Genomic DNA, 22,632 nt, shown 5'->3' on the forward strand with positions numbered 1-22,632 from the left:
AACCGCCATTATTCCCCTAAAAAAGGCTATGGATTTAGAACCTCCATAGCCTTTAGCCATTTTTATAAATCGTAGCAATTCATTGCATTCATTTTTTCTTGCTTATTATAGTAGGTATGTAATAAATGATGTGATTTTTCACTTAATGGTTTACCTAAGAACTCACTATAAAGTGTTTGTACTTCTGGATTTTCATGAGATTTACGAACACTCGAATCTTTATCAATACTATAAAGTGCATCTTGACGAATTTTCTTCACATCAAATGTGGCATTAATAGGTTGTCCACCACCACCAATGCAGCCTCCTGGGCATGCCATAATTTCTATAAATGTATAGTCACTTGTGCCTGCATTAATTTGGTCCATGATGATTTTTGCATTTTTAAGACCGTGTGCCATAGCGATTTTTATTTCTGTGCCATCTAAATCTACTGTAGCTTCTTTAATACCTTCATTACCTCTTACAGCTTCAAATTCTAAACTCTTAAGTGGTTTCCCTGTATAAACTTCTGATACGGTACGAAGCGCTGCTTCCATAACGCCACCTGTTGTTCCAAAAATAGCTCCAGCTCCACTTCCTTCTCCTAGAGGACTATCAAATTCACCTTCTTGTAAATTAGCAAAATCAAGACCTACATATTTAATCATTTTAATAAATTCACGTGTTGTAAGGACGATATCTACATCTCTATGACCATTAGCTTCCATTTCTGGTCTTGCTGCTTCATACTTTTTAGCTACACAAGGCATAATTGAAACCGTTACAATATTGGCTGGGTCAATATCAGCTTTTTGACTATAATATGATTTTGCAAGGGCACCAAAGATTTGTTGTGGTGATTTAGCTGTTGATAAATGACCTGTTAAATGATCATAATGTTTTTCCATATAATTTACCCATCCTGGCTACAAGATGTAATCATAGGAAGCCCTTTACCTTCTTTGATGCGATGAAGTAATTCTGTGCCTTCCTCCATAATTGTTACATCAGCTGCAAAGTTTGTATCAAATACTTTATCAAATCCAATGATACGAAGGGCACTTACCATTTTTCCTGTTACAACACTTCCTTTTGCCATACCGAATGCTTCCCCTAATGTTACCCTTACAGATGGAGCAACTTGTACAATTACATGTTTATTTTTATCATGTAGTGCATCCCATACTTTTTGTGTATCATCTTTTTCTACGATGGCCCCTACTGGACAAACTGTAGAACATTGACCACATAATACACAATCCGTTTTTTCTAATTGGTCATTATAGGCTGTAGTTACTGTGAAATTCTCAGAACGGTCAGAATAGCTCAGTGCACAAATGCCTTGTGTCTCACTACAAGCCTTCACGCAGCGGCCACATTTAATACATTTAGATAGATCACGCACCAAACTTGGATTACCATCTTGTACTGATTTTTTAACAACAACTGGTTCAAGCGTTGGTTTTAAAATATTAAAGCGGCTACATAAGTTTTGTAAATCACAATTTCCATTTCTTGCACAACTTAAACAATCTTGATTATGATCCGCTAAAATCATTTCTAAAATGCCCACTTGTGTATCTCTTACTTTTTGTGTATCTGTATGAATCTCCATCCCTTCCCATACAAGTGTAGAACAAGAAGCTAATAATTTTCTGCTCCCTACTACTTCTACTACGCACATTCTGCAATGGGCTTTAACACTTTGATCAGGATGATAACATAAATGAGGAATATCAATCCCTACAAGTTTTGCTGCATCAATCACGCGTGTTCCTTTTTTAACTGTAAGTGGCATATTATTAATTTTGATATTTACCATTAAGCCTTACCTCCTCTTACTTCAAATACTTCTGGGAATACATTCATGGCACTCATTGTGGCACTTTGTGCTGTTTCTCCAAGCCCACAAAGTGAAGCATTTTGCATAATCATTCCGATTTTTTTAAGTGTTTTAATATCCTCTTTTGTATGTCTACCTTCTTTAATTTTTTGAAGTATTAATTTCACATGGCGATTTCCTTCTCTACAAGGTGTACATTGACCACAGCTTTCATGTGAGAAGAATTTTTGTGTTGTTTGTAAAAAATCAATGACTTCTGTGCGGTCATCGATGACTAAAATTGCCCCTGAACCTACACCTACTCCAGCTGCTTTGAGTGCTTCATATGTATAAGGTACATCTAAAATTTCTGGCCCTGCAATCTTACCTGATGCCCCACCGAATTGAATAAGTTTGATTTCGTGGTCTTCTGTGACGCCACCTGCAAGTTCATTAATAATTTCTCTTACCGTAAGTCCAAATGGAATTTCAAAAGCTCCTGGTTTTTGAACATTTCCACCTACACTAATCATCTTAGTCCCCACGGATTCTTCTGTGCCATATTGTAAATATTTCTTCTCATCATCTAATAAAATACTTGGTACTAAACATAAGCTTTCTACATTATTAAGGCAAGTTGGTAAACTAAATAATCCACTTTGTTTAATAAATGGTGGCTTCATTCTAGGTCTACCACTTTTTCCTTCCATAGATTCTACAAGGGCAGTACCTTCTCCGCATACATAAGCTCCTGCACCTGAATATAAATGTAATTCATAGTCAAAGCCTTTACCTAAAATATTTTTTCCTAAATATCCTTTTGCTTTGGCTGCTTCAATGGCATTTAAAAGAAGTGGTCTTAAGTGACTATATTCTTCTCGCATATAAATATAACCATTTTTAGCTTCTACACTATAACCTGCAATAATCATCGCCTCTACAAGGCGAAATGGATCATTTTCAATAAGTGTACGGTCTTTAAATGTACAAGGTTCACCTTCATCTGCATTACAGACAACTACTTTATCTTCTCCTAATACTTCTTTTGCTTGACGCCATTTTTTGCCCATATCATAAGCTGCACCACCGCGCCCTTTTACCCCATATGAAGCAATAAGGTCTGCAATATCAAAGCCATCCATTACAATGGCTTTTTTTAAAGCTGAAAAGCCACCAATGGCTTCATAAGATTCTATTGAATGAATATCATATCTTCCAAAATTTTGAGTTATAAAGCTTACTGTTTTTTTCATGCCTTTCCTCCTATTCTAATGAATTAAGTACTTCTTTAATCTGTTCTTTGCTATGTAATGGACCATATACCTTTCCATTAATACGTACAGCTGGAGCTTTATCGCAAGCGCCAAAGCAAGGGACTTGTTCAATTATAAATTTGTGATCATAAGTGACTTCATTTAAACGAATTCCTAAAAGGGATTGTAATTGGTTTAAAAGGTTATCACTTTCATTCACCCTACAAACAATGCTCTCGCAAACTTGGATTGGATATTTTGCTCTTGGTACTTCTGACAATGCTGAGAAAAACGAAATAACATCATATACACGACTTATATGTAAAGACATTTTTTCTGCAATATAATACGCTACTGCTTTTGAAATATATTGCCCTTCCATTAAAGATTGTACTTCTAATAAAATCTCTAATAATCTTGAATGTTCATTGCCATATTTTTTAATAATACGATTTATAACTTCTACTTGTTCATGAGTTAATGGCTGATTAATATTCTTTAATTTCATATTTTCCCCACCTTCATATAAGTTCAATTAATAAATATCTTAAAAAAATTTTATACCAAAATATTAATTATATTATTTAATTTATATTAGACACTAAATTTTCTATAAAATCAAGCGTTAAATTTTTATCTATTTAAATTAAAGCATCTTGATAAATAAGTAATTTTAGGCATAAAAAACAAAGATATCTTGTATAATTTTCTATTACAAGATATCTTTGTTTTTATAACTATTTGTTATTATTTAAACAATTATTTTTAAGCAAATCCAACTCTCTGTGCTTCTATACACGCTCTTCTAATAGCTTCTTGATCTGGAATATTCCATTCAAACTCTAGTGCTCTTAATATATGTACTGTTTTTTCCATACAAATATTAAGTTGATTTTTAGCTATATAACTAATAATCTCACATTCAAAAGCTATTTCACTAAAACATTCTTTGTCTGTACTCTTTGTATAGTAGTCATAAATTTCTTCTATATTCATAACTTCAAATTTTTTATTTGTTTGACTTGCTGCCATCATTTGTAGTATTTCTCCAATAGGCAATGTATAAGGACTTACAATGTGATAAATTTCACCTTTTGATCTATTAGAAAACATAATTGTTACAATCGCTTTACTAATCATATCTACATTAGAAATATCCATTGGACGTCTCATCCCCTCTGGATAATACCTAATTTATATAAATTACGATAAAATACATAATTTGTACTTTGAGCCATGTTTTCTTGATATTTTCCTGTCATAGAATCAAACAAAATACCATTCATACGATAAATTGTACTTTCAATCCCCTGATTTCTGGCTTTAAATAAAATTTGTTCTGCTTCATATTTAGAATGTAGATATTGATTAGTGAGCTCATGGTGAACCGTCTCATCATATTCAGTAAATAAGCTTTTCTTACTTTCACCTTGTTCACCGTAAGTAATTCCCAGTGTAGACATATGATGGATGACCTTTTTCCTTCCTATTGCAGCCAATTCAATAATATTTTTCACAATATTAATATTCACTGTTTCAAACTCTGCATTTTTACCCATATGTTTCACAAGAGCTGCAGAATTCACAATAGCATCTATATTTTCTGAAAGCTTCTTAAAGTCTTCTTCACTAAGCCCCATATAATTTTTTGTTAAATCTCCATTTACAACTTGAATACGATTTATTTCTTTTTCAAAAGCTCCTTCTCCAAAGAAATTGTTATATTGATGTTGTAAACGTTCAATGCCTTTGCCCCTTATAAGTACTGTAACCTTCGCTTTACTTTGTATAAGAATTTCTCTTAGTAAATAGACGCCTAAAAATCCTGTAGCACCTAATACTAAAATATGCTGATAAGCATCTATTTCTTTTTTTATATCTACGATAGCCTGATAAGATGCCTCATATTTCTGCCATTCATTAATATCTTTTACTTTAGATTCTCTAAACTCTAATACGTCTTTAAGACGTGCTTTCATTGCTTCCGGATTTTCATGTAATCCTTTAGCAATACTTCTAATATTAGGTGTTCCAAAGAAGTCATTAATGTCAAACTCAAATTTCTCATTTAATTCAGATATGACTTCAAGTGCCTTCATTGAATTACCACCTGCTTCAAAAAAATCATCATCTATACCAAATTCATTATGCCCTAATATTCTCTTCCATATAGAATATACAATATTTTCATATGGTGTCTCCGGTAGTGTTATTATCTTCTCCATACTATTCTCCTATTTACTATTCATAAATATTAATCTTTTAACAAACTTAGATTTCACCTTCATCCATATCTTCAGTAAGTGCTAGTTTTTCTAAAATAATACCTGCCAAACTATGAATGGAACTTACTGTAAATATTTCTTGTAAAGATATATCCACCATATATTTTTTAACTAATCTATTCATACATTGTATCGCCAATAATGAATCCCCACCAATTTCAAAGAAATTATCCTCTGTACTAATTGTTTCAAGTTGTAAAATATCTTGCCATAATTTAAGAATAAATTCTTCCATCTCATTAATAGGTTTTACAACTTCTTTTTGATTTGCTTCTTCACTATTTGCTACGTAACTCATAAGACGTTTACGATCTATTTTTCCATTAGGCGTAATTGGTAATTTCGATAATACCACATAACGCTTTGGGACCATATAATCTGGAAGACTTGCTGTAATTAATTTTGTTAATGCTTCAAGATGAATGGCTTTTGTATTTTGTTTTGATTTCACCACATATAAACATCTATTATAGACTTCATCCAGATTTTCTTCAGCCCCAAATATAGCTATAGTTTCCATGTTATTTTGCTCTAATTTTTTAGTCCAACTTGCGCAATTATAAAATGGCATTTGCTTTTCTTTACGATCATCTTCATATTGGCTAAATCCATATTCATATAACCCTGCTACATTTAAATCAAAGCAATTCATTGTTGTATTTTCTACAAATAACAGAACGCCTTCAGGTGATAAAAGTTGCTTTACATTTTCTAATACTACATCAATATTTTTAGCTCTATGCAGGCTATTGTCAGCTAAAATGACATCATATTTTTCTCCTGAAATATCTTGCCCCTCTACAGGCTTATTCATATCAAATACTTTAAAATTAATATTTTTGTATTGTTCTTCTTTATTTTTTAAGAAATATTTAGATTCATCACTATATGTGTAATCCCAGCTTTTATTTAAATTCGCCTTTTGAATATGCTCTAGTAAGCTTCCAAAACGTGTTCCTAATTCTAATACTTTCACTGTTTGATTTGCTTTTTCTACACTACAATATCTATCTAAAAGTTCTATAAGCACATTATAGTAATAGCTATTTATATTATTATAAAAATCAAGTTTACTTAAAGACTGTGCAAAATTTTCATCTAGGAATAAAGAGATAACGTCTCTTTCTCCTTTTAGAATAGCTTCATAAATAGTTTGGGTATCCTTATAATATGCTACTAAATCTTGTGCTTCTTGAGATAAATCTTGATAGTTTTGTAGTGTAAACTGTTTTAATTCTTTTACATCTATATTTAATTTTTCTAATTGCTTAAACCATTGTTCTACTAAAGCTATATAGCGTTTATCTATACCATCCATGCTTTCATTTATGTTTAATGTCTTTAATAAATTAACTGCCCCATAAGCACTTACTTGATTGATTTCTTTCATAAGTCTAGCTGTTTTTTGTTTATTCTCTTTCTTTATCATTTCTGCCTTAATATGGGCAATCACCTTATTACCTTCTAATCTAAGTGCTTCATGTGTATATTCATTTTCTATATTGGCTGGTGTCATAAAGGCAATGAGTTGTTGTTGCTCTTTTTCTACTATTACAATAGATTCTTTTACTTCTTCTGATTGATTAATGGCATTTTCAATTTCACCTAATTCAATGCGGAATCCTCGAATCTTGACTTGATGATCTTCACGTCCTAAGAACTCAATATTTCCATCTTCCATATAACATGCTAAGTCACCTGTTTTATAAACTCTTTCCTTTGTAATAGGATGAATAATAAAACGTTCATTTGTACGATCTTCATCATACCAATAACCTTGAGCTACTCCTAAACCACCTATATAAAGTTCTCCACAAATGCCAATTGGGCAAGGCTGCATGCGATCATTATATATAAGTAATGTTTGATTTGTAAGCGGCTTGCCATATGGAATACTTCTCCATTCATCTTTCATTTCTTCTACAATGTAATAGTTAGACCAAATAGATGCTTCAGTTGCTCCGCCTAAACTTATAAACTTACTGTTTGGGAAAATTACTTTTACCTCTTCTGGTAAGCTCATTGGAATCCAGTCTCCACTTAACATGACTAGTCGAAGCATTTCATAACTTCCTTGGTTACCCATATATTCCGTTAACATATTCATAAATGTAGGTACAGTATTCCAAACACTCACACTATGTTCTTTTAAAAGTTCTAACCAATGAGCTGGATTTTTTAATTCTTTTTGCTGTGGTATTACAATGGCACCACCCACTGATAAAAGTCCAAAAATATCATATACTGAAAGGTCGAAATTCAAGTTAGAAAGAGCAATACAGCGGTCTTTTTCCCCTACATTAAATCGTTTATTAATATCTATAATTGTATTAACCGCACTTTCATGAGAAATAGCTACACCCTTTGGCTTACCTGTCGATCCAGAAGTATAAATAACATAAGCCGTATCTTCTGGTTTTACTTCTATTTCTTGAAATAAATGCATATCACTTATGTACTCTTCTTTCATAACTTCATCTACATTAATCCAGCTCTTAGCTGTAACTTGTTCTTTATTCATCCAGCTTTGAGTCAAAATCATGTCAACGCCAGCTTCTTTTAATAAATTATTGATTCTTTCAGCTGGATGATGTGGATCAAGTGGTAAATATCCAGCTCCACTACACATAATTCCTAAGACTGCAACAACTTGTTCTATCCCCTTTTCCATAAAGATTCCAATTAATTTTTTCTTTTCTTCTTTCAAAATAGCATTTGCTACTTTATTAACAGCCTCATTCAGTTCTCCATATGTTAAACTCTTATCATTATGTATCACAGCAATATTATCTGGCGTAGCTTTCAGCTGTCTTTTCACAAGCCTATTAAGTGTTTCTTTAAGAAGTGGTCTATTTAACTGATTCTCTGCTTCAAATTTTTCAATTTCAGGTAATGCTACCATATGACTATCTACTTCATTAAAGTAATTGAACTCTTCAGCTAATGTATCTAAAAGTCTAATATAAGCTTTAAACATTTTATCAATCATATTTTTGGGGAAGATTTCTTTAACATAATCCCATATTAAAACTAATGTACCATTTTCTTCTGTGACTTGATGGTCAAGCCATACTTGTGGTGTTTCTGAGCTACTAAACACACGATTTTCAAACCAGTTTTTACTCTTTGCTTCATTTATTTGCAGTCCAAGTGAACTTGTAAAGACAACTGGCATTAATACACCTTGCCTGCTTGATTGTACTTTCCCAAGTTCACGTTGCATTTGTACCCCACAGAATAATGGATGCTGAAGATCTGATAAAAGTTGTTTTTGAATAGCCTTACAACGCTCTAAGAATGTGCAATTATTACCACTTTGCATATCCATTTCAAGTAACGTAAGAGATGTGAAATCACCCACTACTTCATTAATGCTAGGGTGTAATGCCATACGATTGAAACGTGTTAAGTTCAAAGTAAACTTTTGACGTCTACTCCAAGTTGCTAAAATTTCTCCATAAGCTGTAATTAAAAATACAGATGGTGTAATACCTTTTAAGCTAAGATACTTTTGAAGCTTTTCCCATTTATCTTTTGACATGCGATGTTCTAAATGCTTAAAAGTATGTTGCTGTGCTTCTTGAATTGTAAGTTCTGGTGCTGGTGGTAATGTATATAAACGGTCCATCCAGTACTTTTTGTCTTCTTTAAATGCAGCACTTTCCTTTAGTTTTTCTACCGCTAAAATGTAATCTCTAAAAGTAATAACCGGTTCTTTAACTTCATACTGATTTTCTTCATACATACGATTTACTTCATTAAAGAAGAAGAAAATACTATATCCATCAAAAATAATATTATCAAAACAAAGATGAAGCCTTGTGCGGTCTTCTGATAACTTCGTCACGCGTATATCAAACAAAGGCCACTCTTCTGGTTTAAACACACGATGAGTAAGTTCTTCTCTAATAGCTTTAATCTTCTCATTTGCTTCTTCATCTGATAAATTTTCTAAATCATATTGCATTAAAGCATATGGTGGTACTTCTTCAAGTACAATTTGATTTTCTCCATCTTCTAAAGTAACCGCATGCATCATATCATGGCTACGTAAAAAGGCATCTAATGCTCTATTAAATTTAGTAATATTAAAACCTTCATTTTCAATTTCAAAATAATAATGTGTAGATACTTCTCCTAAATCATAAATACCTTTTCTCCCAATCCAATAAGCCTTTTGAATTTCTGTCATTGGAAATGGTTTATAACGTCCTTCCTTATCCATTACAATAATTTGGTTTTCTGTATTTTTCACTAGTTGATCTTCATCTTGTAATTGTAGTAATTCTTCAATTCTTTGTGCTTGCTCTGTAAATGTAACACAATCAAATACATCTTCAATCATGAATTTCACATTGAATGTTTGACGAATTGCAGCTGAAAGTTTAGTGGCAATTAAAGAGTTTCCACCTAATTCAAAGTATGAGTCTTCTATAAAGACTTCTTCTTGATTTAAAAGCAGCTTCCAAACTTCTGCAAGCTTTTTCTCTAATTTTGTTTCAGGCTTATGTTTTAACTCTTCTACTATGATTTCATATGACATGCTCATTTGTAGAAGCTTTTTGCGATCAACTTTACCATTACGGCTAATTGGTAAAGTTAGTAGATTTACATAATGTTTTGGTACCATATATTCAGGTATTTTACCTGTTAAATATGTTTTTAATTCACTTACCTCAATGTCTTTATGACTTGTCACAATAAAGGCAAGTAATTCTTTTTGGCCTGAAGCATTTGTTTTGCAACTACTACTACTTCTTCAATCCCTTCATGTTCTAAAAGGGCATTTTCTATTTCTCCTAGCTCTATACGATGACCACGAATTTTCACTTGGAAATCCATTCTACCTAAAAATTCAATTTTGCCATCTTTCCAGTAGCGTCCTAAGTCGCCCGTTCTATACCATCTTTCCCCTTCATACATTACAAACTTTTGATTTGTTAATTCCAGGTCATTAATATAAGATAAAGCAACTCCTTTTCCACCAATCCATAATTCTCCTGGTTTCCATGATGGGCAAGGGCGCATTGATTGATCCATAATAATATATTTTTGATTTGCAAGCGGATAACCATATGGTATAGACTTCCATTCACTGTCTAATGGTAATTCCACTTCAAAATAATTTGACCAAATAGAAGCCTCAGTTGCTCCTCCCATTGCTAACATCTTGCTATAAGGTGCCTGTTTTTTCATACGTTCTGGTAGCGTTAACCCAATCCAATCTCCTGAAAGAAATACCCAACGTAACTCCTCAAGCTTAGTAGCATTACTTTGTGCTGCTACTAATAACATATCAAATAAAATAGGCACACTATTCCACACTGTTACATGATGCTTCTTGATCATACTTACCCAAAAGTCTGCATTTCTTCTTTCTGCTTCTGGAATACACACAATCCTGCCACCTGCATTTAACATCCCAAATATATCATAAACAGATAAATCAAATTCCATTGATGAAACAGCAAGCACTGTATCTTGATCTGTAACTTGACACTTCTTATTAATGATTTCTATCGTATTAAGGGCACCTTCATGACTAATCTCAACCCCTTTAGGTTCTCCTGTTGAACCAGATGTAAAGATAATATAACTACTTGCATTTGCTTCTTGTTTTACAATTTCTTTAAGAGGCATAAATTTGTCTTTTTCTTCTAATATAAGTATGGTTACACCTTCTACTTCTATTAAAGATTTTTTAGAAACTATATTAGTTAACACGAATTGTGCATTGGCTCTATAACACATAGCCTTTCTTCTTTTCTCAGGTTGTGAAAGCCCTATTGGTGTATAACATCCGCCTGCTGCTAATATCCCTAATGCTCCCGTAATTTGCTTAATTCCTCTTTCCATACTAAGTGCAATAACATCCCCTGGCTTTACGCCAACATTTTGTAAATAGGCACCTGTCTTTAAAACTTCTTCTAGAAGTTCTCCATAGGTAATTGTTTCATTTGTATCACCTTGAATAATAGCCTTTTTATTAGGATTTTGTTTTGCATAATTCACAAATCCTTCCAACATAGATGTAAGCTCAGTTGTTTCTTCTACGTTGAACTTTTCATTTCTATCACTTACTTCTTTACTTAAACAATCAATAGAAAATACTTGATTCCAATCAGATTCTATTTCACTAAGTTTCCCAATATATTCGCAGCAGCTTTTAAACATTTCATCTAGCATACCCTCATAAAATAGTTCTTCTACTGCATCCCATTTAATATAAAGTCCTTCATTATAATTAAACATTTGAAAATCTATCCAAACTTGTGGTGTTTGAGATAACATAAAGTTAAGTTTTCCAAAAGTTTTATGGAAATTATCATCTAACAAAGGTTCACCTAAATTACAAGCAAAAACTACAGGAGCAATGCATTTTTCTTCTGGATAATATCTAGCCAATTCTCTCGTAACCTCTACACCAGAATACGCTATATGTCCCATATCATTATGGAACGATTTTTGAAGTTCCTTTGCTCTCTCCACAAAGGTTTGCTTTTTGCTACAATCTACATCTAGTAATAAAATATTTGAAAAATCTGCAACTACATCTTCAATCCCTTCAAACTCTGTATGACGATTAAAAATTGGTAAGTTCACTAAAAATCTTGAAGTTTCACTCCATCTTTCTAATACTTCACTATATACAGTTAAAAATATCATGGCTGGTGTTATTTGATATTTAGCTGCCTTTTGCTTAATAGCTTCCCATTGCACTTTAGAAAATTCAGCTTTACGCGTTGTAAAAGTTGTATTTTTAATTTCTTCTGGTGCCTTTTGTAAAGGTAATTTAGGACCTATTGGCATATCTGGAATCTTTTCTTTCCAAAATCTTTTTGCTTCTTCTCTTGCCTTAACTGTTTGCTTTTCAACTATCTCTAAGTATTCTCCAAAGCTCCAATTAGGATTTGCCTTTAATGTTTCACCATTATAGAGTCTTGCAAGATCACGTAGTATGACTTGAAAACTTTGTACATCTGCAGCTAATAAATCTACATCAAAATGAATTCTAGCTTTTTCCCCTGGTAAAAGTGAAATGTTTAAACCTGCATTTTCCCCTTCTTCTATACGTAACTTACGATGAGAAAGGTAACTGCGAAGTTCATTAAGGCTCTTTTCAATTTCTGCCTTACTATACGATTTCATATCATGATATACGATATGCTTAAAAGGTGCCTCTTGTAATACTTCTTGCTTTCCTTCTTCTGTAAAACGTGTACGAAGTGCCGGATGCTGCTTAATTAATTGCTGCCATGCACGCTGCAATTGATCAAGCTGAATATCTTGTGTATCTATTTCTAAATAAGCATGACATCCAATATTTCCAAGTACTTGCCCTTCTCTACGTCCAATCCAATAGGCATATTGTACATCTGTTAAAGGGTACTGTTTTTCTCCTATTTGTTGTGGTAATGGTAATATCTTATTTTCTTTTCCCCCTATATTAACTTCTGATATCATCTTCCACCATTCACTGAATGTAGGATTTGAAATTAATTTAGCAAAAGTTACTTTTGCGCCTTTTTTACGCCATATATTTACTAAGCGCATAATCTTTAATGAATTAATCCCAAATTCTATAAGATTATCATCATCTTCCATTTCTCCTAGTTTTACTTGAAGTAAACTTTCAACTTGTTTTCTTGTTTCCTCATATTCAAACATATATCTATAGGGGAGGGCTTAAATCCCTCCCGCTCCCTTCTTTAATATCAATTAATTTTTAATCATCTCGATAGCTAGTTTGACTAATTGTTTTTTATTTACCTTGCCTACATTTGTTAATGGGAAACCTTCGACCATCATAAGGTGATCTAAACGTTTATATTCAGCAATCCCCATCTCATTTAAAAATGCATTAACACTAACTAATTCAAGTGTTTCATCATCCTCTGTTAAAACAAATCCACACACAGCATTACCATACATTTCATCTGGAATACCTACTACATAAGCTTCCTTAATCTGAGGATGTTTACATAAATAAGTTTCTATCTCGATTGGCATAATTTTTTCGCCACCACGATTAATTTGTTCTGTTATTCTCCCTGTAACAACCAGATTACCATCTGATAAAATAGTTGCTTTATCCCCTGTACGATAAAATCCATCTTCTGTAAAACTTCTTTTATTAACCTCTTCTGCTGCGTAATAACCATGAATAGTATAAGGCCCTCTTGTCAAAAGTTCTCCATACTCTCCGTTTTTCAAACAATTCCCATTCTCATCTACAATGCATATTTCATCCAGTTCAGAAGCTGGTTTCCCTTGGCATTTTAAAATAACCTCATCTTTATCATCTAATTTTGTCATACAAACTAACCCTTCAGCTACTCCAAATGTTTGTTGTAACTTACATGGCAAAGTCTCCATAATACGTTTTGCTACACTCTCTTCTAATACAGATCCTCCCACCTGTAGAACCTTCCAAGAAGATATATCACCTTCATCCCACCATTCAAGCATATCCATACATAAGCTTGCTACAGCAGGTACCATGCCTGTATGAGTTACCTTTTCTTTAGCAATTAGTTCTAATAACTCATCCGGGCTACTTGTTTTACTTAAAACAACACTACCTCCAGATAAAAATGTTCCCATAATGCCTGCATTCCCAAGTGTAAAATTATGTTCGATTGGCAATGAAGTTAAATAAATAGTATCCTTATCCATTCCGCAACGTAAAGCTGCCTTTTCGGCATTATATAAATAATCTGCATGTGTTCTAGGAATTAATTTCGGCGTATTTGTTGTACCACCAGAAAGTAATAAAAATACAATAGATTGCGGATTTATAGTTTCTGTAACTTGCTTCGCCTGTATATTACATAGTGCATTAATTGTATAATGTTTTTCACTTATGCCATCAAAAACTAAATTTTTAATGAAAGGATATTTCTCTTGTAATTTACTTCCAAATTCTACATAGTTAAATCCCAAATGATTTTCTGCTGCAATATAGGTTGTTGGCTTAGTTAATTCAATGATACTTTTAAAATCTCCCTCACGTTGAGAAGGTAACCCCATAATAGGCACTGCACCAATCTTAGCTAATGCAAAAATTGTAAAAATGCAACCTGCTGTATTAGGTAGTTGTATTAAGACATGGTCATCTCTTTTGATACCAATTTCTCTATAACCACTTGCAAGTCTTTCTACTTTTTCTTCTAACTCACTATAGGTATATTTTTTACCTTTCTCTATAATCGCAATTTTATCTGCATATAATTTTGCAAGATTTGATAACTTCTCACCAAAAGTAATTTGTGGTATATCATAAACTCTACTTTTCACTATTCTCTCTCCTTATTACACTGCAACGACCTGCATACTTCCCAAAATATTGTTTAAATAATCTAACAATGGCTTTTTATCTTGAGCAAAATAAAAATGTTTACCTGTAAATTGTTTAAACGTAACTTGCTCATTAGAAAACTGTTTCCAATCTTTTAAAGCACTATCTCTAAGTGTTAAATCTGTATTTCCCCAAAGTACATAAATAGGGCATTTTAAAACTTCTTCTGCTTCATATTCATAAGTAGATAGCATACTTAGGTCTGCTCTATAAATAGGTAAGTAGTACTTACTAAAAATTGGTCCCATAGCTGTTTTTTCATCTACTAATTCATATTCCACCATACGCTTTATAAGCATTTTATCTTCTAAAGCTTCTTTCCCCATTTCTCTTTCTCTAGTCATAACATAACGAGGTGATTCTGATCCCGATGCAATAAAAGCAATTGGCTCTTTGCCTAAACGTGTCCTTACTTCTAATAAAACTTTATATGCTATTAATGTTCCCGTACAATGTCCAAACAAGATAAAATCTTTACTAAATAACTCTATATTTTCTTCTACAAAATTACTTACTAAAATATCTACATTTTCAGGCATTGGATCATTTTTTCTAAGTTCTCTTTGTGGATAAAGTATAGGAAAAAAGTTAATTGTTTCAGGTATTTCACTTTTCCAAGGTGCAAATAAACTAGGGCTTCCCCCTGCATAAGGAAAGCATATAAAATTAATTTCTGCATTTTTATTTTGTACATCATGTGTAATCCACTTACTTTTAATTATTTCACCCATTATAATCCTCCTTCATTTAAACACTCTAAACACTTTAGGCTAACTTTTCTTTTATAAATTTGCTAACAGCTTCTACATTTGAATAATTTAATACCTGTATTAATATCTCTTCAAAATCATATTTTTCACCATAAACTTCTGTTAAATTTGCTGCTATCCTGTTCATCATAAGTGAATCTGCACCTACTACATAAAAGTCATCTTTTATACCTATACTTTCAATACCTAATACGTTACAAACAACCTTTTCAATTTCTTGTGTATATGTATCCTTTACTACTTCTTCTACTGTTTCCTGTTCTACAAAAATATTTTCAATACATTTATCAATACATTTTTCAATGGCTTTTCGATCTACCTTACCATTAGCTGTAAGTGGAACTTCTTGTAATGTAAATACGTGATAAGGCATCATATAAGAAGGTAATTTTTCTTTTATAAACTCTTTAATTTCATCTTCATTTATAACGCCTCTTTGGCTCCATACAGCCGCCATAATCTTCGTGCTATTTCTAAAGTTCTTTGTAATAACAACTGCATTTTCTACATCTTCATATTGTTTCAATGCTGCTTCAATTTCTCCTAATTCAATACGGAAACCCAATATTTTAACTTGCTTATCTTCTCTGCCTAAGAACTCTATTTCTCCACCTTTCATATATCTACCCATATCCCCTGTACGATAAACGCGTTTGCCTAGAGAAGGTACTACAAAGAAACGTTCTTTAGTACGTATTTCATCATTATAATATTCAAGTGCTAAACCATCTCCTGCAATATAAAGCTCTCCTTTAAGGCCTATTGGACACTCTTCAAATTGATTATTTAATACATAGAATTGCTGATTTGCTAATGGTTTTCCATAAGGAATACTTACCCAATCAGCTTCTAATCCCTGATATTTATGATAAATAGACCAAATACCAGCTTCCGTAGCACCACCTAAACTCACCACTTGTGCATTAGGAAGAGAAGTCTTCAACTTTTCTGGTAAGTGTAATGGAATCCAGTCTCCAGAAAGTAAAACTACTTTTATTTGTTCTAACTTTTCTTCTTTTTTTGTTTCTAAGTATTCTTGTAACATAACCATAAGTGATGGCACACTATTCCATACTGAAACATTATATTCTTTAATAAGTTGTACCCAATAAGAAGCATCTGCATATTTTTCTTTATCTGGATAAACTACTCTTCCCCCTATACTTAATAGCCCAAAGATATCATATACAGATAGGTCGAAATTAAGTTGTGATAAACCAAAAGTGCAATCTCCTGTTCCTACATTAAAACGTCTATTAATATCTTCAATCGTATTAAGAGCTGCTTTATGACTGATTACAACACCTTTAGGCTCTCCTGTTGAACCAGATGTATGAATAATATAGGCAGGTAATTCAGGATCTTGACTAATACTCATTCCTTCTTCAATTAATTCCATGCTATCTGTTTCATCTTTTATTTCATCTACGACTACTACTTCACGTCCCACCACATTATAATTTGTTTCATTACACACCAATACAATATTTATTTTCGCACGTTCTAATATTTTTTCATTACGTACAGTAGCTATACCATCATCGATTGGCACATAGACACCACCAGCAATCAATATACCCAGAGCTGCTACAACTTGATAAGCACTTTTAGGCATGATAATTCCTACATTTTCACCTGCTTTGCACCCTAAATTTTTTAATACCTTGGCTACTTTCATACTTCTTGCAATCAGCTCACTATAAGTAAATTCATAGGCTTTATCTATAACTGCAATATCTTCAGGTGTTTTTCTAGCTTGCTTTAAAACAGCGCCATGAAGTGTTTCATTCACTTTGTGACTATTAGTATTATTGGCTATTTTCCTTTCTTCCTGTTGCCACTTTGGTAATTTTATTTCATAAGATTCATTCCAATTACATTCTTCCTTTGCTACTTTAAAAATACAGTTCTTAAACACCTCAAACATATCTTCTGCATAACCATCTAAGAATACACCTTCTCTTATATCCCAATTAATTCTTAATCCAAAGGCTCCATCCATTACCTGGCAATCTATAAATACTTGTGGCGTTTGACTAATACCAGTATTCCTAATTCTTCCAATTATTTCATTATTTTGATTACTACTACCAATAGCGCTTGTAAAAACTACAGGCATAAAAGCTGCCTCTTTACCTTTTTGTCTTGATAATTCTCTTAGAATCTCTACTCCTGAATACATACCATGATCTAGCGCCTCAAATAAAGTACGATTAATTTCTCCTATTTCTTCTTTTAATATAGATCCAACTTTTAAATCGATTGGAATCAGTGTATTAGAAGTAAAATCTCCTACAATCTGATTAACTTCTTCATGTAACGGTAAACGATTTAACATAATCATATTAATACAGAAATTTGCCTCTTCACTAAAACGCGCTAATACCTTGGCATAGATTGTTAAAATTAAACTAGTTGGCGTAACACCTGCTGCTTTACACTTATCCTTTAATTGCTGCCATTTACTTGGGCTAATTTCTAATTGCATACGTTTAAAGCTATCTTTGACCTGATTATTAGCCTTTCTCGGCATTTTAGGTGCCTCAGGTAACATAGGTATTTTCTGCATCCAATATTCTTTATCATTTTCATATTTTCTACCTACTCTAAATTGCTTTTCACCTAAGACGTAATCTCTAAAATGAAGTGTTAATTCTGGCAGTCGCTGATTTCTAAAATAAATTGCTTCAAATTCCCCTAAAAGTCGCCAAATACTAGTCCAGTCTACTATTAAAAACTCTGTAGAGTAATGTAAAATATGCCCCTCATCAGTATGAGATATACCTATATCAAATAATGGCCATTGATTCACCTCGTATGATTTATTTGATAAATTTTGACGCATCTCATCTCTAGTTTTGGAATCATTGGCTTTCAAAATCTTAAATCTGTGTACTTCTTTTAACTCTTTTTGATAGCCCTTTTGATTAAATATAGTTCTCAGCATACCATGTCTTGAGACTAGCTGATTCCAAACATCTTCTACCTTTTCATCATCTAAATTATCATAAGCTACTTCTAAGTAAATATGGCAGGATACACCACCTAGATTATAATTCTTACTTCTTCCTAACAAATACGCTTCTTGAATACTTGTAAGTGGAAATGGCTCATACCATTTCTCTTGATTAATTTCAAGTGTTACTGGCGTTTGTTTACTTCTTAAAACTTCAATAACTTTTTCTTTATTTGCCTTTAAAAATCCTAAATCTTCTTTAGTAACAACACCTTTGGGCGCATTATATTTAAGCTTACCCTCTTCTTCATTTAAACGTACACCTTTATTCTCTAAATCTTCTAAATAATTCAAAATCTCTTCCATAATATTCTCCTTCTTAATATTTCTATAAGATTATAGTACCCCCTCTTCTGATTCCAAAAGTTGTGCATCTTCTAAAACTTTTAAATCAACTATTCCATATTTCATAAGCTTCTCAAATACCACTATAGCTCTTTAATTTTTTCCATACTGCCAACGCCACTTTCAATACAATCTTCTTTTAAACTTTCATATATTGCTACCATAAATGCTGCTGATAATACCTTTTGGCTTGGTGCCGTTATAATATATATTTGATGTTTTTCTTCACCAAACTGATTTATACCGTTCATCTCTATTAAAAACTTAATACTTTCTTTTTTTCCCATCATATCTAATTCACTAGCTAAACTAAGTTGTACTGCCAATTTATTCTTATCCACAAAATACCCTCTAAGCATATCTTTAAAAAAAGCTACTGTATTTTCTCCACTTATTACGGTATACCATTGTGCTAAATGACAATTTAATTTTTCTTCTATTTTTACTGTATCCTCATTTATATAAGGGATCATACGCCTTACATCTTCAAAGAATGGTAAAATATCTTTCATACTTGGCGTGTTATCTAATACTTTGCTAACAGTATTTCCTGTATGCTTTATAACCCCTTCTATAAAATCAGCTGCTGCACTTTCTGTAAAAGCACCTCTTACACCATAAAAATGTATAAAACTTTGAATTTCTTTAAAATCCCTTTTAAAAACTAAAGGCAGAATCTCAGATACTCCAGGTACAGATCCCATATTGTATAAGACACTTTGTGCCATTTCTTCTTGCTTAAGATTTTTAATTTCTTCATGGAATCCACAGTCAATGACATGGTTCCCCATATTTTTTGCACACCTTGCCACTATTAAAGATAACTGTGAAGATGGACCTGCTGCATTAATAATCACTTCGTTCTTTCTCATAAATGTGCATAGGCTTTCTTCATCTTTTATATTGAGTTCTTCCCAAATAACCTCATTAAGTATTTGATCTCTTTCATCTTCAAAAGTATGATGCGTTCTACTCCCAATCATTATATCCGTATAACCCAAATGAATTAATAACTTAACAACCTCCTTTCCAATATTTCCATATCCACCTAGCACACCAATCACTTTGCTTCCTCCCACTTATCTAAAATTTATCAGCTTAATTTAATTACATCTGCATTTAGATAATTGATGAACTCTATATCATGAGTAATAATAATTACAATCTTATTTTTTCTAATAACACTTGTATCAAACTCCCTACACATTTCATGTTATCTAAATCCAGTCCACTAGTTGGTTCATCAAAAACAATGATTTCCCTTTTACATAATGCCCCATCTACTACAGCAAGCCTTTGCTTTTGTCCACCAGATAAAGCCATTGGGTGTTTATCTAAAAATTTATCTAGTTGCATTGTTTTAAGCCCTTCTATAGCTTCTTTCTTAGAAACGTCATTACCAATTAAAGCTTCTGCTAAAACACTATCTGCAAACAATTGATGATTCACATCCTGCATAATTAGAAAACTATTTTTACGAAGCATCTTAGGTGTCATTTTTTTGCCATCTAAAAGTATCTCACCATACTTATATTTTCTTAATCCGCATAAACACTGAGCTAAAGTAGTTTTACCTCTACCATTTTTCCCAAAAATAGCAACAGCTCTTCCTCTAATACCTTTAAATGAAAGTCCTTCCCATAAAGTACGACTTCCACGAAGAATTGAGATGCCTTTTATCTCTAATCCTTCTCCATATTGCTCTTCTTCATTTTGATGAAGTTCTACGCTTTCTATGCTGCGAATTCCCCATGTCTCACATTCCTCGGCTGTTAGATTTTGAAATTGCTGTGCATTCCACTGTTTAATAATCTTTCCATCATCTAATAAAATAGTACAATCTAATAAATCAGCTAAATACCATACCCGATGTTCTGCAATTACAATGGTCTTTCCTTGCTCCTTTAGTTTTACAAGTAGCTCCCTTAAACGTATAATCTCATCTTGATCTAAATTAGCAGATGGCTCATCAAATACATATACAGCAGGATTTTCCATATAAGCTGCTGCAATAGCTACCTTTTGTTTTTCACCACCTGAAAGCTCAAATACACTTTTACCTATTAAATTTTCTAATTTATACGCCTTAATAACCTCATCTAAACGTTCTCTAATTTTTTCTCTAGGAACACCTTTATTCTCGAGTCCAAATACCATTTCACTTGTTGTATCTAAATTAAAAAATTGGGTCTTTGGATTCTGAAAAACAGACCCTACATCCTTTGAAATTTCCCAAAGCGGTTTTTTAGAGATATCCTCTCCATTTAGATAAACTTTTCCCTCTAATTTTCCTAGTACCTGTGAAGGTATTAAACCATTAATTAATTTTGTTAATGTAGTTTTTCCACAACCGCTTTTTCCACACAATACAACAAATTCTCCCTTTGCAATCCTTAGATTACAGTCTTGTAAATTAGCTCTTTTACTACCTTCATAACTAAACGTTACATGATCCATATAAATCATTTCTCTACTCACCTCACCAAGAATGCAATCACAGCTAATAACACAAAGTATATTATTGCTATCATATCTTTTACTCGAAACTTAATTTCAAATAATGATGTTTTAGCAACCGGACTTTCAACACCTCTTATGATGGCTGACTGTGCTAATTCTTCACCAGTTTTTACTGCACTCATAAGTAATGGCACATACATACCCTCTATCTTCTGCTCTACACCCTTTATATTTCTTAAACACATAGCATGCCATATGGCTGATACTTCTTCCTTAAGTATAGGGAAATAACGCATAGATACTGCAAAAGCTATTGAAACAGAATTAGGAATATGCATTCTACGGAAAGCTTCTAAAAGTGCTCTAACTGATGTTATGCTGCAAAACAAAGCTGCCATAGCTCCACATGGAAAAATCATCTTAAAATATATAAACACTGATAATATACTTGCTATAGTCACATTGACATTAGGAATGACTAAAACTTGGATACATGTTAGTAATAAATACATACCTAACATTTTCATCATTGTACTTTTAATGCCAAAGACATACATTAACACCAAAATACTCCCTACAAATATCCATTCAATATAAAGGCTCGTATGAGCAAATACAATAAAGACTGATAGAATAATAAGTATAATTCCTGTTCTAGGATCTAACGTCCTATCTTTTTTATTACTCATCTTGCAATGCCAACTTTAACAAAGTGTTTTCTCATAAGTTTAAAACCAAATAAACCTCCTATAATAGCTCCTACAAAAATACTTAAAATAATTAATACTGCACTTTGAGTAGATACTACACTACTTAATGCATTTAAATAGTCTTGATTCATAAATTTTGCTGAATACTCTAAGAAGGCCTCTTTATTAAACCAAAGTTGATAAAAGTCTCCAATAAATCCAAATGAAAAGAAAATATAGCCCATCATAATCCAAAACTTCTTACGAAATCCACCTATACGTAACATAACTTCCGCAAGAATTCCACCTATAATTTCTGAAATAATAATTGAAACTGAAGATGTTATAAAGATAATTCCAGTAATAACACTAATAATAAAAATAGGTCCAGTTGTTTTTGTTTTAGTCACAATTAGCATAAATACAGGCCCCATTACAAGTGCTCCTAACATATGTGATGCAAACCATGCCATTGGTATAATGCCACCTAATATCATAAATAAAAATCTTATTGCAATACATACAACACCTAAAACAGATGCTACTATAATATCTTTCATGCCTAATCTTGTACTTACTTCTCTACTCATATGATTTATTTCCTCCTTATTGTTTCATTTTATTTATACTCTTTTTGAATTTATATATTATA

14 protein-coding genes and 1 pseudogene are annotated in these 22,632 nt (G+C 32.4%); all 15 read right to left on the minus strand.

Annotated elements, in window-relative coordinates; all coding sequences use genetic code 11:
- Window positions 1–62 precede the first annotated feature (62 nt).
- The 15 genes and pseudogenes from JCM14822_RS23860 to JCM14822_RS09525 all read right to left on the minus strand — a co-directional run bounded on the left by JCM14822_RS23860 (window position 63) and on the right by JCM14822_RS09525 (window position 22,570).
- Complete coding sequence (locus JCM14822_RS23860; protein ID WP_330377446.1) at window positions 63–368, minus strand: iron hydrogenase small subunit; 306 nt, start codon at window positions 366–368, stop codon at window positions 63–65.
- A pseudogene (locus JCM14822_RS09460) lies at window positions 348–1,804 on the minus strand ([FeFe] hydrogenase, group A); the annotation flags it as partial. The pseudogene JCM14822_RS09460 and the gene JCM14822_RS23860, both read right to left, overlap by 21 nt.
- A complete protein-coding gene (locus tag JCM14822_RS09465; RefSeq protein ID WP_054741823.1) occupies window positions 1,804–3,057 on the minus strand; it encodes a complex I 51 kDa subunit family protein in 1,254 nt (417 codons plus the stop codon). The pseudogene JCM14822_RS09460 and the gene JCM14822_RS09465, both read right to left, overlap by 1 nt.
- A gap of 10 nt (window positions 3,058–3,067) precedes the next feature.
- Window positions 3,068–3,565: an NADH-quinone oxidoreductase subunit NuoE family protein gene (locus JCM14822_RS09470; RefSeq protein WP_054741825.1), complete on the minus strand. Its 498-nt coding sequence runs from the start codon at window positions 3,563–3,565 to the stop codon at window positions 3,068–3,070.
- 257 nt (window positions 3,566–3,822) lie between these two features.
- Complete coding sequence (locus JCM14822_RS09475) at window positions 3,823–4,230, minus strand: hypothetical protein (protein ID WP_054741827.1); 408 nt, start codon at window positions 4,228–4,230, stop codon at window positions 3,823–3,825.
- Window positions 4,227–5,282 carry an SDR family oxidoreductase gene (locus JCM14822_RS09480; RefSeq protein WP_054741829.1) on the minus strand — a complete coding sequence of 352 codons (1,056 nt, stop codon included), beginning with the start codon at window positions 5,280–5,282 and terminating at the stop codon, window positions 4,227–4,229. The genes JCM14822_RS09475 and JCM14822_RS09480 overlap by 4 nt, the downstream gene beginning before the upstream one ends.
- A gap of 46 nt (window positions 5,283–5,328) precedes the next feature.
- Entirely contained in the window at window positions 5,329–10,041 is a 4,713-nt protein-coding gene (locus JCM14822_RS09485; protein WP_054741831.1) for a non-ribosomal peptide synthetase, read from the minus strand.
- Window positions 10,038–13,010: a non-ribosomal peptide synthetase gene (locus JCM14822_RS09490; RefSeq protein ID WP_054741833.1), complete on the minus strand. Its 2,973-nt coding sequence runs from the start codon at window positions 13,008–13,010 to the stop codon at window positions 10,038–10,040. The genes JCM14822_RS09485 and JCM14822_RS09490 overlap by 4 nt, the downstream gene beginning before the upstream one ends.
- A gap of 51 nt (window positions 13,011–13,061) precedes the next feature.
- Window positions 13,062–14,639: a (2,3-dihydroxybenzoyl)adenylate synthase gene (locus tag JCM14822_RS09495; RefSeq protein WP_054741835.1), complete on the minus strand. Its 1,578-nt coding sequence runs from the start codon at window positions 14,637–14,639 to the stop codon at window positions 13,062–13,064.
- Window positions 14,640–14,654: 15 nt separating this feature from the next.
- A complete protein-coding gene (locus JCM14822_RS09500) occupies window positions 14,655–15,431 on the minus strand; it encodes a thioesterase II family protein (protein WP_054741836.1) in 777 nt (258 codons plus the stop codon).
- A 34-nt stretch (window positions 15,432–15,465) separates the two neighbouring features.
- Window positions 15,466–18,792 (minus strand): non-ribosomal peptide synthetase, encoded by a 3,327-nt coding sequence (locus JCM14822_RS09505; protein ID WP_054741838.1) that lies wholly within the window; start codon window positions 18,790–18,792, stop codon window positions 15,466–15,468.
- A gap of 122 nt (window positions 18,793–18,914) precedes the next feature.
- Complete coding sequence (locus tag JCM14822_RS09510; RefSeq protein ID WP_054741840.1) at window positions 18,915–19,895, minus strand: saccharopine dehydrogenase NADP-binding domain-containing protein; 981 nt, start codon at window positions 19,893–19,895, stop codon at window positions 18,915–18,917.
- A 94-nt stretch (window positions 19,896–19,989) separates the two neighbouring features.
- A complete protein-coding gene (locus JCM14822_RS09515) occupies window positions 19,990–21,297 on the minus strand; it encodes an ABC transporter ATP-binding protein (protein ID WP_083461361.1) in 1,308 nt (435 codons plus the stop codon).
- Window positions 21,298–21,305: 8 nt separating this feature from the next.
- A complete protein-coding gene (locus tag JCM14822_RS09520) occupies window positions 21,306–21,980 on the minus strand; it encodes an energy-coupling factor transporter transmembrane component T family protein (protein ID WP_054741842.1) in 675 nt (224 codons plus the stop codon).
- The gene (locus tag JCM14822_RS09525; protein WP_054741844.1) at window positions 21,977–22,570 is read right to left on the minus strand and encodes an MptD family putative ECF transporter S component; all 594 of its coding nucleotides are present in this window, start codon (window positions 22,568–22,570) and stop codon (window positions 21,977–21,979) included. The genes JCM14822_RS09520 and JCM14822_RS09525 overlap by 4 nt, the downstream gene beginning before the upstream one ends.
- Window positions 22,571–22,632: the final 62 nt, after the last annotated feature.

The sequence above is a fragment of the Cellulosilyticum ruminicola JCM 14822 genome (genome assembly GCF_001311925.1).
Classification (GTDB): domain Bacteria; phylum Bacillota; class Clostridia; order Lachnospirales; family Cellulosilyticaceae; genus Cellulosilyticum; species Cellulosilyticum ruminicola.